Origin of the sequence: Gloeobacter kilaueensis JS1 (assembly GCF_000484535.1) — a bacterium.
In the GTDB taxonomy this organism is placed as follows: Bacteria; Cyanobacteriota; Cyanobacteriia; order Gloeobacterales; family Gloeobacteraceae; genus Gloeobacter; species Gloeobacter kilaueensis.
In genome coordinates, this window is the sequence record NC_022600.1 from 4,295,821 (window position 1) to 4,309,706 (window position 13,886).

The 13,886-nt window shown below is 62.8% G+C and carries 10 protein-coding genes and 1 pseudogene; 5 read left to right on the top strand and 6 right to left on the bottom strand.

Features of this window, described 5'->3' with window-relative positions:
- Positions 1 to 7: 7 nt before the first annotated feature.
- From GKIL_RS19925 to GKIL_RS19935, 3 genes are all read right to left on the bottom strand, one after another.
- Positions 8 to 1,489, bottom strand: a complete 1,482-nt coding sequence (locus GKIL_RS19925) for an oligosaccharide flippase family protein (RefSeq protein WP_023175667.1) — start codon at positions 1,487 to 1,489, stop codon at positions 8 to 10.
- A 3-nt stretch (positions 1,490 to 1,492) separates the two neighbouring features.
- Positions 1,493 to 2,545, bottom strand: coding sequence for a glycosyltransferase family 4 protein (locus GKIL_RS19930; protein WP_023175668.1), 1,053 nt, complete (start codon positions 2,543 to 2,545; stop codon positions 1,493 to 1,495).
- Positions 2,546 to 2,618: 73 nt separating this feature from the next.
- Entirely contained in the window at positions 2,619 to 4,016 is a 1,398-nt protein-coding gene (locus GKIL_RS19935; protein ID WP_023175669.1) for a metal-dependent hydrolase family protein, read from the bottom strand.
- A gap of 134 nt (positions 4,017 to 4,150) precedes the next feature.
- Between GKIL_RS19935 and ileS the strand changes: the two genes are divergently transcribed.
- Positions 4,151 to 7,150, top strand: a complete 3,000-nt coding sequence (gene ileS, locus GKIL_RS19940) for an isoleucine--tRNA ligase (protein WP_051382967.1) — start codon at positions 4,151 to 4,153, stop codon at positions 7,148 to 7,150.
- Positions 7,151 to 7,167: 17 nt separating this feature from the next.
- On the opposite strand, the gene GKIL_RS19945 is transcribed toward ileS, so the two are convergent.
- Complete coding sequence (locus GKIL_RS19945; RefSeq protein WP_023175671.1) at positions 7,168 to 7,815, bottom strand: CGNR zinc finger domain-containing protein; 648 nt, start codon at positions 7,813 to 7,815, stop codon at positions 7,168 to 7,170.
- 150 nt (positions 7,816 to 7,965) lie between these two features.
- Between GKIL_RS19945 and GKIL_RS25980 the strand changes: the two are divergent.
- A pseudogene (locus GKIL_RS25980) lies at positions 7,966 to 8,811 on the top strand (alpha/beta fold hydrolase); the annotation flags it as partial.
- A 105-nt stretch (positions 8,812 to 8,916) separates the two neighbouring features.
- A complete protein-coding gene (locus GKIL_RS25985) occupies positions 8,917 to 9,441 on the top strand; it encodes a carboxymuconolactone decarboxylase family protein (RefSeq protein WP_420841405.1) in 525 nt (174 codons plus the stop codon).
- 80 nt (positions 9,442 to 9,521) lie between these two features.
- Here the strand turns inward: GKIL_RS25985 and GKIL_RS19955 are convergent, their stop codons facing one another.
- The gene (locus GKIL_RS19955; RefSeq protein ID WP_023175673.1) at positions 9,522 to 10,709 is read right to left on the bottom strand and encodes a Coenzyme F420 hydrogenase/dehydrogenase, beta subunit C-terminal domain; all 1,188 of its coding nucleotides are present in this window, start codon (positions 10,707 to 10,709) and stop codon (positions 9,522 to 9,524) included.
- 302 nt (positions 10,710 to 11,011) lie between these two features.
- Between GKIL_RS19955 and GKIL_RS19960 the strand changes: the two genes are divergently transcribed.
- Positions 11,012 to 11,227: a DUF1816 domain-containing protein gene (locus GKIL_RS19960; RefSeq protein WP_023175674.1), complete on the top strand. Its 216-nt coding sequence runs from the start codon at positions 11,012 to 11,014 to the stop codon at positions 11,225 to 11,227.
- On the opposite strand, the gene GKIL_RS19965 is transcribed toward GKIL_RS19960, so the two are convergent.
- A complete protein-coding gene (locus tag GKIL_RS19965; RefSeq protein WP_023175675.1) occupies positions 11,228 to 12,445 on the bottom strand; it encodes a M20 family metallopeptidase in 1,218 nt (405 codons plus the stop codon).
- A gap of 217 nt (positions 12,446 to 12,662) precedes the next feature.
- Between GKIL_RS19965 and GKIL_RS19970 the strand changes: the two genes are divergently transcribed.
- Positions 12,663 to 13,886, top strand: a complete 1,224-nt coding sequence (locus GKIL_RS19970) for a lipid-A-disaccharide synthase-related protein (RefSeq protein WP_051382877.1) — start codon at positions 12,663 to 12,665, stop codon at positions 13,884 to 13,886.

Sequence of the window (13,886 nt, forward strand, 5' to 3'; positions counted from 1 at the left end):
TGAGCGATCAAGATCCAGCCTCCTGAATCGGGCGGGTCCGGCGAAATTCTGCGCGCAGGGCGGCGAAGACCTGGCTGAGCAGATCGCGCCAGCCCAGCCAGAGCCCTCCAGCATAAACGGCGCTCATGGCAAGGGCGACCAGCAGCACGAGGGGCAGATTCATAGTCGATAAAACTCGCAGCGCGCCGTAGCCCGTGGCGGCAGCGAGAAGACCGGCGGTCGCAGCAGGCCAGGTGTGCTGGAAGACAGAGATCTTAAAGATGCGGCTGGCGCGGACGATCACGACAAGGCTGGCGACGTTGATACTGACACTTGCGATTACAAATCCCATCGCTCCCAGCTGCGGCACCAACAGCCAGCTTAAGGGCCAGAGCACAATAAGCCAGCTGCAGTTGAGCCAGAAATTGACCTCCGGCTGGGCAAGCGCCTGATGGGCCTGGATGACGGCAAGGAGCGGCGCGTAGACCAGGGCGATCGGCAACAAACCGTAGAGATAGGGCAGGGCCGGTAGCCACTGGTTGCCAAACAGCGTGTGTACCAGGGGTTCGGCGAGGACGACGAGCAGAGCCGACAGCCACCAGACCACCAGCGCATTGAGCTGCATCGTGCGCACCACCCAGAGCCGAAACTGCTCCGGCTGCTGGGCCATTCGGCTCATCAAAGGAAAAGTCAGCCGGTCGAGGCTGAGGGGCAATACCAGCGGCAGGTTGGCGATCGTGAGCGCCCACTTGAGCAGGCCAATTGCCCTCGCATTGAGGAGCAGGCCCAGCAGCACCGGCAGCGTCGATTCTTTGAGTAGCGTCAGCACCAGCCCTGCCTGGTAACCCAGGCCCAGCCGCCAGCGCAACTCGCTCTTCCAGGGCCAGCGCCAGCCGATGGGCCAGCGCTGCAGCAGGTTCGCCACCCCAGCCCCGCAGGCAAAGCGGGCCACCATCCCCCAGCCGAGCGCCCAACTCCCCCCACCGGCAGCCGCACCGACGAGAGCAACGGCAATGAAGCTGAGCGTCTCGCTCACCTCGACAAAGGCGAAGCGGTCCAGCAACAGTTCCCGCTGCAGCAAGATGGCCGGTATCCAGCGCAGGGGAACGAACAACAGTCCCCAGCCCACCAGCGTCAATACTCCCCGTGCCTGCGTCGGCCAGCCAAAGCCTGCGACGATAAGCGGATCGGCGCAGGTGAGGGCGAGGGCGACAACCAGACTCACCAGGCACTGCAGGCAAAAAAGTCCCTGCTGCTGCTCGGGGCGGATGGGGGCGGATTGCTGGATGAGTGTCGTTCCCAGTCCCAGATCCGATAGCGTGCCGTACCAGTCGCGCAGCACCGTGATCACCGCGTAGACGGCCAGGTCTTCCGGTTGCAAGAAGCGCAACAGCACCAGACCGCCAAGCAATGACAGTCCATGGATCAAAACCTGTCTGATCACAAGGGCAGTGCCGCCGCGCACCACGCGCCCGGCCAGCCCCTGCGCTTTTGCCGCGTCGGTGCCCACCGCTTAAAGATAGCGCGAGAGTACCTGGCCTGTACTTTGGGCGGCAGCGGACCAGCTGAACTGACCGGCGCGCTCAAGGCCCAGTTCTTTAAGCCGTTCGCGCAATCCCGCCTCACCGAGAATCGCCCGCATCGCCGCTGCGATCTCGTGAATTGACAGCGGATCGACCAGCAGAGCCGCATCGCCTGCCACCTCCGGCAGCGAAGCGCAGTTGGAGGTGATCACCGGTGTGCCGCAGGCCATCGCTTCGAGCACCGGCAGGCCGAAACCTTCCCACAAGGACGGCATCACCAGCGCCTGGGCGCGCTCGATGAGGGCGGGCAACTGGGCAGCGGGCACGTAGTTCATGAACTGAACGCGAGCGGCAACGCCGAGTTCACCTGCGAGGGCAACGAGCCGCTCGACTCGACCGGTGCCCACAAGGCGCAGCTCGCCCGCCTCCGAGACCAGGGCAAAAGCGCGCAACAGCCGCTCCAGGTTCTTGTGCAGGTCAGCGCGGCCCAGGTAGAGAAAGTAATTGTCCGGCGGCAGCCCACGGGAAAAAAAGCGGCTACTGTCGTGGGCCGGGGGGATGACTGTTATTTTGTGGGCCGCCAGGCCAAAAAAAGCGCGGAGGTCGCGGGCGGTCGCCTCCGAGACGGCAAGTACCTGCTCGGCGCGCCGGAGCACCGCCGGGAGGTAATAGCGGTAGTACAGCTCCAGTTGGAGCGGGAAGCAACCCGGAAAATGCAGGGGGATGAGGTCGTGGACGGTGACCACCGAACGGCAACTGGCCTTGAGCGGCGCTTCCGGAATCGGGCAGAAGAGCAATTGTGCTTCCAGTTGTTTGTACAGTTTTGGTAGCTGCCACTGGTTCCAGACCAACCGCCGCCTCAGCCCCCGCCCGGCCTCATCCACCGACAGACGGGCGGGAACGGGCCAGTGGCGATGGGCACTCACTTTGCGGGCGGCAAGCACCGTCAGATCCGCCAACTCCAGGTGGGCGAGCAGATTCAGAGCATAATTTGCCAGGCCCGCTCCCTCGCGGGGAAGAAACGCCAGATTGTAAAGAAGCAACGCCTCCGCCTCGACTAGTTGGGCGCGCCTTGCTGGAACGCATTTTACCGTTGCCCCGGCGCGCTCAAAAGCCTCAGCGCAGGAGATTCTTGTAAAGTTTGCCGTCCTTCATGATCGCGACAAAATTCTGGTCTGGATCCTCGATGAGGCGGATGTTTTCGAGGGGATTGCCCCTGACCAGTACCAGATCGGCGAGGGCTCCTTCTTCGACGACGCCCAACTTGCCCGGATAGGGGTTGCGGGGGCCAGACAGGTCCAGCAGTTCGGCGTTGGTGCTCGTTGCCATCTTCAGCACCTGGGCCGGGGTGTACCAGCGCACCAGTTTCGCCAGCTTTGCCCCCTGGCGGCTGGCCCCTTTGGGGCTGTACAGCGTGTCGGTGCCCCAGGCGGTCTTGAGATTGTATTTTTTGGCGAGCCGGTAGGCGACGTCGGTGCCCTGGGCCACCTGCAATTGTTTGGCGCGGTTGGCCGAGCCTTCCGGGTAAGGGTTGGCGTCCGCATCGTCAAGAAATGGCTGGATGCTGAGCCAGATGCCTTTTTGGGCCATCAGCTTCGCTGTCTCCTCATCCAGCAGCTGGCCGTGCTCGATGCACTTTACACCGGCACGGATCGCCGTCTGGATGGCCTTCGGGGTGTAGGCGTGAACCGTGACGTAAGTGTTCCAGTTGGCAGCGGCCTCGACGGCGGCGCGGAATTCTGCTTCGGTGTACTGGCTCACATCGAGGGGGTCGTAGACCGAGGCGACGCCGCCCCCCGCCGCCAGCTTGATCTGCGAAGCCCCCCGCATCAGTTGCTCGCGGGTTCGGCGCAGCACCTCATCTGCGCCGTCGGCGATCGCCCCCACGCCATAGATTTCGGCCCGACTGAGGGGTGTAGTGGCGGTTCTGGGCAGCTCCGCCAGGGAGCGAAAGTCACCGTGCCCGCCGGTCTGCGAGATCATCGCTCCAGAAGGCCAGATGCGCGGTCCAACGACATCCCCCCGGTCGATCGCTTTTTTTAACTCGAACACCGGTCCTGCCATGTCGCGGGTGCTGGTAAAGCCCCGCATCAGCATCGCCGTTGCATTGGCCTGCGCCTGCTGCGTCTGAGATTCAAAGGAGGTCTTGGGCGAGAGGAGAACCTCGATGGGGGTGGCCTCCAGGTAGATGTGCGAGTGGGCGTCGATCAATCCAGGCATCAGCACCCGCCCCCCGCCAGCGATGCGCGCAATGTTACTGCCCGCCGCCACAGCAATCGGCGCGGTGGAGATCGTCTGAATTTTGTTGCCCACGACCAGCACGTTGGCGGGTGGGGACAGGCGCTCAGAGGTGCCGTTGAATATCTTTACATTCTCAAACAGGACACCCGCCGGTTTTTGATCGAGACCTTCAGCAGCGGGCTGACTTTGAGCAAAGGCAGGATGCACCAGTCGTCCGATAAAAGCGAGCAACAAAGCTGCCAGGATCGTCCGGTGGCCGAATTGCGCATTCATAAATTGATCGAAAAAAGGATGAATGTTGCTGCCTGGGCAGGTTCTGAAAGTATACCAGAATCCACTTCACCTATTTTTCTGGCTTGCCGGAGCGGGAGGTGACTGGCCCGATCGGAGGCGGCCTGCCCCTTAAGATGGAAGAACTGGAAAAAGGATGGACCGTCGTGACCCAGACTACGGAGCCGGGCACTGCCCGCACCGACTACAAAGATACTGTCCGCACCCCGAAGACCGATTTTCCGATGCGGGCCAACGCCGCCAGCCGCGAAGTCGAGATTCAGCGCTTCTGGGAGGAGCAGGATATCTATCGGCGGCTTGCCCAGAACAATCCGGGCGAGGTGTTCATCCTGCACGACGGGCCGCCCTACGCCAACGGCGATCTGCACATCGGCCACGCCCTCAACAAGATCCTCAAGGACATCATCAACCGCTACCAGATTCTGCAGGGGCGGCGGGTGCGCTACGTGCCCGGCTGGGACTGCCACGGCCTGCCCATCGAATTGAAGGTGCTCCAGAATCTCTCGCAGGCGGAGCGTTCGGCCCTCACGCCGCTGGAGCTGCGCGTTCGTGCCCGCGATTTTGCCCTGCGCACAGTCGATACCCAGCGCGCCGGTTTCAAGCGCTACGGCGTCTGGGGCGACTGGGACGATCCGTACCTGACGCTGCAGCCGGAGTACGAGGCTGCCCAGATCGGCGTGTTCGGCAAGATGGCCCTCAAGGGCTATATCTATCGGGGCCTCAAGCCCGTCCACTGGAGCCCGAGTTCTCAAAGTGCCCTGGCAGAAGCCGAACTGGAGTACCCGACCAGAGACGACGGCAGCCCCGCCCACACCTCCCGCTCGGTCTACGTGCGCTTTGCTCTTAGATCGATCTCCCAGCACGAGACGGCGACGGTGCTGGCGGCGGCGCTGCTGCCGCGCCTGGAAGCATTTCACGACCGCGAGGAAGAACTGATCGATGCGCTGATGGGCCAGGGCGACGAGGTACCGGCTATCGGCGTTGCGATCTGGACGACGACGCCCTGGACGCTGCCGGGCAACCTGGCTATCTGCCTTAACGCCCACCTCGATTACGCCGTGGTCGAGAGCCCCGAGTACGGCCTGCTCGTCGTCGCCAGCGATCTGGTGGACAGGCTGGCCACTACCCTGGGCACCAGCTTCGAGACGATCGTCACCTTCAAGGGCCAGGAACTCGAAAACAGCCTCTTCGAGCACCCGCTCTACCACCGCACCAGCCCGATCGTCCTGGGCGATCACGTCACCACCGACACGGGCACCGGGGCCGTCCACACCGCCCCCGGCCACGGCAGCGAGGACTTCGAGGTGGCCCAGCACTACGGCCTGGGAGTGCTCTCACCGGTGGACGACTACGGTCGCTTTACCCGCGAGGCGGACAGTGATCGCAAAAATCCGCTCCCTGTTTTCGCCGGTAAGGCTGTGCTCGGGGGAGCCAATCTCGAGACTGACGGCAACCAGGCGGTGATCGACGCCGTGGGGGCCGCAGGCGCGCTGCTCAAAGAAGAAGCCTACGTCCACAAGTACCCCTACGACTGGCGCACCAAAAAGCCCACGATCTTTCGGGCGACGACCCAGTGGTTCGCCTCGGTCTCCGACTTTCGCCCCCAGGCGCTGGCGGCGGTGAGTCAGACGCAGTGGGTACCCGCCAGCGGCGAGAACCGGATCACGGCGATGGTGGCGGGCCGCAACGACTGGTGCATCTCCCGCCAGCGCGCCTGGGGGCTGCCCATTCCTGCTTTTTACTGCGAGAACTGCGGCAACGTGCTCCTGACCGCCGAATCGATCGAGGCGGTGCAGCTGGCGGTGCGCACCTCGGGATCCGACATCTGGTGGCAAAAAGAAGCGAACGAGCTGTTGCCCGCCGATATCGCCTGTGTGCATTGCGGCGGCACGACCTTCCGCAAAGAAAAGGACATCATGGATGTCTGGTTCGACTCCGGTTCCTCCTGGGCAGGCGTGCTGGGCCGCCGTCCCCAGTTGCACTATCCGGCGGATATCTACCTCGAAGGCTCCGACCAGCATCGCGGCTGGTTCCAGTCGAGTTTGCTCACCTGCGTCGCCACCGAGGGCTTTGCGCCCTACAAGTCGGTGCTCACCCACGGCTTTACCCTCGACGAGCAGGGCCGCAAGATGTCCAAGTCCCTGGGCAACGTCGTCGATCCCAAGATCGTCATCGAGGGCGGTCCCAACTTAAAGCAGCAACCGGCCTACGGCGCGGACGTGCTCAGGCTCTGGGTCGCTTCGGTCGATTACACCAGCGACCAGCTAGTCGGAGCGAGCGTCCTGGCCCAGATCGCCGAGGTCTACCGCAAGATCCGCAACACAGCCCGCTACCTGCTGGGCAGCCTGAGCGACTTTGTGCCCGAGCGCGACGCGGTTGGCTTCGATTCGCTGCAAGAAGTCGATCACTACCTGCTGCACCGGCTGAGCGTCGTTGTCCTTGAAATTACCGAAGCCTTCGAGGCTTACCAGTTCTCACGCTTCTTTCAGGTGATCAACCAGTTCTGCACGGTGGATCTGTCGAATTTTTACTTCGACATCAGCAAGGACCGCCTCTACATCAGTGCCGAGAACGCCGTGCGCCGCCGCAGCTGCCAGACGGTGCTCTACCACGCCCTCGAAAGTATCAGCCGCCTGATCGCCCCGGCCATACCGCACCTGGCCGAAGATATCTGGCAGTACCTGCCCTACCCCAAAAGCCACAGCTCGATCTTTGAGGCGGGCTGGCCCACAGGCGAGCCGCGCTGGTACCAGCCGCAGATCGCCGAATACTGGGAAAAGCTGGTGGCCCTGCGCAACAGCGTCAACGCGGCCCTTGAGACAAAGCGCAACGCCAAGGCGATCGGCTCGTCGCTGGAGGCAAAGGTAAAACTTTACGTCGCCGATGCGGCCTTTGCCGCCGAACTGGCCCGTCAGGCCGACCAGTTGCGGTATCTATTTATCGTCTCCCAGGTCGAATTGCTGGAGGAGCCGTCTGGGGACGTCGCTGTGATCGTCGAAAAAGCGGACGGCAAAAAGTGCGCCCGCTGCTGGAACTATTCCGAGCACGTCGGCGAGGACCATACCCATCCCGAACTCTGCGAGCGCTGCACCGCTGCGCTGGCGGGAGCGTTCTAATCGACACGACAGCAACCTCAGTGGTCCGCCTGCGCGGCCTCCTTGCTGCGGGCACGATGGGCAGCTGCTTTGGCACGGTTGCCGCAGCCGGCCATGCTGCACCACCGCCGGGCATGGCGTTTGGTCCGGTCGTAGAACCAGAGGCTGCAGCCAGTTCCCTCGCAGCGGCGCACCAGCGCAAAATTGCCCTGGCAGAGCAGATCGGCGATCGCCTCGGCCACCGCTTCGAGCAGCTGCTCCGGTTGCTGCCAGTGCTGGTGCCGGTGGAGAACGAGCCGATTTGCCGCTTCTGGTGGGGCTACTTCGGCGATGGCGATCTGGCGGTAGCTCTGCCCAACTGCCAGGAGCCGATTTACGGGCTCCAGTTCGCCCAGAACCGAGACAGCGAGAGAACGACCGGCGTGGCGCTCGACAAATCTGCGCAGCCACTCTCTAAGTTCACGCGCCTGCCTGGCAACCCCATCGACAGAAGCCGCACCGAATTTTGCCCATAGAGCGGGCACACTTTCGCCATCGAGCAGACCAGCTGCCACCAGCCAGTCGATCAGTTCCAACCCGTCGCCTATCCACTCGTGGCGGATGCCGCCAGGAGTCGCGGTGCTGTTGAGAAAATCTATGGCCGGGTGATCGCCGATGAACAGGGGAGCAGGACGCTGTTGCTGCATCCAGAGCCTCCGGGCAATTGCTCTCCCCTATCATAACCTCTAAAACGACGCTTGACAGGTTACTACTTCTGAGTAACTATCTAAATAGATTTTTACCGGTTATCAGGCGCAAGGCCAGCAGGGACCGGTCTACCATTTCAGGAGTTTGCAATGACCGCTTACCGTTATGCCGATGTCGAGGGTCTGCGCGTCTTCTACCGCGAGGCTGGGGATGCGGGTGCGCCGGCTGTATTGCTGCTGCACGGCTTTCCGACTTCTTCGCACATGTACAGAGATCTGATCGGCCCGCTTGCTGCTCGCTACCGTGTGGTTGCTCCTGATCTGCCGGGCTTTGGCTTCACCGATGCCCCAGATCGTTCGAGCTTCGCCTACAGCTTCGACAATCTGGCCAGGGTGATCGATCGCTTCAGCGAGGTGGTCGGGCTCACCCGCTACGCGCTCTATATCTTCGATTACGGCGCGCCGGTGGGCCTGCGCCTGGCACTTGCGCATCCTGAGCGGATCACAGCCCTCATCTCCCAGAACGGCAACGCCTACGAAGAGGGTCTCAGTAGCGGCTGGAACCCGATCCAGCGCTACTGGCAGCAACCGAGCGAGGTAAACCGCAGGGCACTGAGAGACTTTCTCACGCCCGAGGCGACCCGCAGCCAGTACACCTACGGCGTCGCGGACCCTTCTTTGATCGCTCCTGAATCTTTTACGCTCGATTCGGTGCTGCTCGATCGGCCCGGCAACGTCGAGATCCAGCTCGACCTGTTCCTTGACTACCGCAACAACGTCGCGCTCTATCCCGAATTTCAGCGCTACTTCCGCGAGCATCGGCCTCCTACTCTGGCCGTCTGGGGTAAAAACGATCCGTTCTTCCTGCCCGCTGGTGCCGAAGCCTACCGGCGCGACAACCCCGAGGCGGAGGTGCATTTTTTTGAGACGGGCCACTTCGCCCTCGAAACCCACCTCCACGAGATCGCAGGCCGGATCCACGATTTTCTAGACCGTGCCCTGGACGGATCAAGAGAGGACCACTTCGCCGAGTGGATAGCCCCCGGCATCTCGGAGGCAGCGACACAGTCCCTTGCCAGGCTGTGCGAACAGTTCGGTTTCGTGCCGAATCTGGCGCTGGCGCTCGCTGCTGAACCCGCAGCGCTGGACGGCTACGTTCAGGCGCTGCAGGCTTTTGGTCAGACTCATCTAAGCCCGCTTGAACAGCAGATCGTCATGATTGCGGCAAGTCGGGCCAACGCAGCGCTCTACTCAGTGGCTGTCCACGCTACGGTCGCCTCGCAGCTAGGGGCAACCGAGAGCACTGTCGTCGCTGCCCGCGACGGCAAACTGGTGGACGATGCTCGGCTCGCTGTTCTCCAGCACTTTGCGGAAGCGCTCATGCTCGGGCGTGGCCAGGTAAACGCCTCCCAGATCGAGCAGATGCGGCAGGCCGGCTACAACGCCGCTGCGCTCGTCGCCGTGGCCTTCGGTGTGGCCGTCAAATTCTTCGCCAACAGCGTCGTCCATCTGGCCCGTCCACCGATCGATGACGGCTTCAAGGCAGCACTTGTGGGCTGGTGCAATCAAGGACACCCTGGTCAATGGGGCGACAGCGACCCTTGCGACGGCAGGCAACGCTTTTAACTCGGCCCTCGAAGCGGGCGACAATTGCACGGCGACATCGGTGGAACTGTGCAGGAATTTCAGCAAAACTTTGCCGACGGTCAGGGGGAGAGGTTGGACACACCCAGGAGTTTATAGTTATCAAGAATTGCTCGCACATAGCGCGGCAGCAGCTTGTTCAGCTTCTCCGGATACTGGGTCTTGAGAAAATACCAGTTGCGCGTCTGCTTGTTCTCGATCGCAAGGCGGGCAAATTCAAGACCGCGTGGCCCAAAGTGCTCGACCTGCCAGGTGAATAGCTGGGCTAAAAAGCTGGGCAGGGTGAGGGCGGGTTTGCCCAGGTAGCGCAGAATCTGCTTCATCGCCTCGGTGCGATTGCCCCGGTCGTTAAAGCGGCCAAATTCGAGATCCCCAGAGATGAGATCGAACATCTCCGCCCCGCGTCCGTTGCGGACGATGAGCCACTGCCAGCCAATGTCCGCTGCCATGTAGCCGACGCTCAGGTCCGCCAGGCCGTTGATCTGATCGAAGCAGGAGGTGCAGGCGCTCGGGAAGCAGCCGCGCAACTTGCTCATCGGCAACTCGAAGTAACTGAGCTTTTCGATCGAGCCATCCTCGTGCCAGAGCCAGATGCGAAAGTCGGCCATAAATTCGAGCTTCGTCACGCTCCGGGGTGAACGGCTGATCGCGGCAATGAGCCGCTGCCAGTTGGCGTAGGTCATGTTGTCGGTGCAGACGAGGCCGACGACATACAGTTGCTCCAGACCCAGTTGGGCCTCGATTGCCCGAAGAGCGCTTATCTGGCAGCCGACACCCACCACCGCCAGCCGCCGGATGCCCTGCTTTTTGATCTCAGGCACCAGATCGAGTACGGGCACCAGATCCCAGCGCGACCCACCACAGCGGCGCAATTCAGCCGGATCGCGCACCAGGACCGGGGTACCGGTGTTGTCGGGGTTGCGGCGGGCGGTGAGCACCGCCTCGACTTTGCCGCTGGTGAGCAGCCGTTCAAGAATCGCCGTCACAGCACCGCCGGTCTGAGCGTCGGGGCGGGCGGTGCGCAGTCGAGCGGCGTGCATCGAGCGAAAGACGCCAAAATAAAGCTCGTCGGTGTGCAGGTTGCGCTCGCGGCCATGCAGGGCAGCCTCGCACCCGCTCACCTGATCGGCGCTAAAGGGGCAGATCGCCTCTACCTGCGCTTCGTAGCGGGGATGATTGCACAGGCCACAGTTGCTGCAGATCCGCTTTTGCAGAAGCGGGTAGGTCGGTCCAATCGGTGCTTGGGTCATGGTGCTAGACAGCCTGGCAGAGAAATTCTTAAGAAAATCAGTAGCTTTTATAGTAGTGCGTTCCGGTCAGACAGGCAAAAGTTCGGGGGATCAGGCTGGCAGCCTTGACAACAGGCACTGTCACCGTTCCACAATAGACGACGGGCAACGGGACTAGAAACCCATTTGGATAGATCTCAATTACCGAAGCAGTAGTAACATTTTTGGTTACAAAGCTCCGCAAGAATGTGAAAGCTTAAGTGGTACTTCCCCCCTCAGCCTGATATCAAGACACGTACTCTATATTTGACCGGAGACTCAGGATGCACCGTACTCCTCTCAGTCAGACGACCGCAGCCTGGTGGCTGGAACTGGCCACCGACGAGCCTTATCTTTATCTTTTCGGGCCTTTTGAGACCGCCGCCGAGGCGGACGCTGCCACCGCCCGCCACCGGCAGGATCTGCTGGCAGAAGGCTGGCAGATCACCTCGACGCGGGTGACGTTGCAGGGACCATCGGGCGAAGTGCTGGTCGCCTGACTAGCGGTTCCAGAAACTCGCTGCCGCCGCGCTCAGGACCATCACGCCATGAGCGATGGCATCGTCGCCGCCGTCAAAACTCGGATGGTGCAGGGGGTAGCTCACCGGGCCACCGACTCCGAGTCGGAACATCGTGCCCGGCACCTGCTCGCAGAAAATAGCAAAGTCCTCCGCCCCCATTGAAGGTTCGCCGAGTTGCTGGAGGTGGTCTGCTCCTAGCAGGGCGCGCACGCAATCTTCCACCAGGCGGGTCAGGGCGGGATCGTTGATGACAGAAGGGGTGCCGTTGCCGTAGTGCAGGCGATAGTCGGCCCCGAAGGCCAGGCAGGTCTGGGCGACGATGCGTTCGATCCAGGCGGGCAGGGAGGCGCGGGTCTGGGGATCGAGGGAGCGGACGGTGCCTTTGAGGGCAACGTGATCGCAGATCACGTTCGGAGCCCGACCGCCCTGAATCTGACCGATGGTGAGCACGACCGGCTGCAGGGGGTTGTGCATCCGGCTGATCCCCTGCTGGAGGCTGGTCATCACGTTCGCGGCGATCCAGATGGCATCGACCGCCTCGTGGGGCCGGGCTCCGTGGCCCGCCCGGCCAAAAATCTCGATCGTGATCGTGTCGGAGGCAGCGGTAAACACCCCTGGCCGCACGCCGATCGTCCCTACCGGCAGGCTCGGAAAACAGTGCAGCGCAAAGATGGCTGCCACCGCCGGGTCTGTGAGCGCACCGTCGTCGAGCATCCAGCGCGCCCCCTGGGCGGTCTCCTCGGCAGGCTGGAAAAGAAACTTCACCGGCCCCGGCAGGGCGTCGCGCAATGAGGCGAGTACCATCGCGGCTCCCAGACCAATCGTCGTGTGCAGGTCGTGGCCGCAGGCGTGCATGACTCCCCGCACCCGCGAGCGATAGACCGCCTCAGACTGCTCGGCGATCGGCAATCCATCCATGTCGGCGCGAATGCCGACGACCCGCTCGTCGCTGCCGCTGCCCAGAAGACCCACCACCCCGGTGCGGCCCACGCCGGTCTGCACGGCAATATCGAGCTGCTCCAGGATCTGTGCGACAAATTCGGCAGTCTGGTACTCCTCGCCGCTCAATTCGGGGTGGGCGTGCAGGTGCTGCCTGAGGGCGACCAGTCGGGGCAAAAGGCGCTGCGTCTCGATGCTGATGGCCTGCAGGAGGGTTGGGTGCGGGGCAAAAAACGCTTCAGAAGACGACGGGGACATTCTGCTAGTCGCGCCCATCCAAAACACGGCCTTTCTGGCTTGCCGGCCCAGCGGTCGGGAACGCCAAGATCTTTTAATAAACTTAACACTGTTTGCCCGTTTCCATCGCAGCAGGCGCGGCTGATATAATCCTCACAATTGTTTCTGGGAAGCTGCGTGGTGGCCAATGGCTCCCCGTGATCTGGTGGAGGCTTTCGGAGGAACCGCGAGCAAATGCATGCATAAGATCCTCTTAATCTCAGACGGGCACGGCGAAGATTGGGTCGCAGCCCAGATAGCCATTCACCTCCTGCGCCTTGGCCAGCAGCGCCACTACGAGCCGATCGAGCTGATTGCGCTGCCGATGGTGGGCGACGGCCATAGTTACGAGCGGGTTGGGGTACCGCTTGCTGCCGCCACCCGCATCCTGCCCTCCGGCGGCTTTACGTTTAAGACGCTGCGCGGGCTGTGGCTGGACCTGCGCTCCGGCCTGACCGGTTACGGCAACCATCTGCTGCGCTCGGTGAACAAACTGGCGGACTGGACCGATCTGGTGCTGGCGGTGGGCGACATTCTACCCCTGGGCCTGGCCTGGATGACCCGCAAGCCCTACATCTTCGTCGGCTGCACCAAGTCCGACTACTACACAGGCGGTGCCAGAAGCTGCTACTTTCCCTGGGAGCGGGCTTTGATGCAGCCGCCGCGCTGTTTGCACGCCTTTACCCGCGATCGGATCACCTGCTGCAACCTGAGGTTGCACCGGGTAGCGGCCAGCTACGGGGGCAACCCGATGATGGACGGCCTCGAAGAACAGCCCGGCGATGCCGCCATCAGGTCCGCTGGCCCCTTCGTCGGTCTGCTGCCAGGATCGCGCCCTGGCGAAGCGCAGCGCAATCTGGCCGATATGCTCCTGTGTCTGGAGGCGATGCAGCGGCAGCTGGCTGCACCAGTGCATTTTGAGGCGGCGATCTCCGCCGGGCTGGGCCTTGAGAGCTTCAGGCGACTGGCGCGCTCCTCCGGCTGGCAGGATCTGGGCGATGGCCGCCTGATGCGGGGTGGGGCAGTGGTCTTCCTGCGCACCGACAACTTCAACAATGTCCTCCATCGCGCCGATTTGCTCGTCGCGATGGCTGGGACAGCCACCGAGCAGGCCGTCGGCCTTGGCAAACCCGTGATCGCCTTTCCCGGTCAGGGGCCGCAGTTCACGCGCCGCTTCGCCCGGCTGCAACGGCAGTTACTCGGCGAGTCGGTGCAGATCGTCGAGGTGGCTCCCGCCCGCAGGCCCGAAGCGGTCGCCCGGCTCGCCCAGAGCCTGCTGCGGGATTCTGAGCGCCTGCTGCGCATCCGCAGCAATGGCCGCGAGCGCATGGGCAGCGCCGGTGGGGCCGCCCAGATCGCCGAATTTGTTCTCAACCAGCTCCCGCAGCGGCTGTACGGCGGTAGTCCCCGCTCCCGCAGCTGA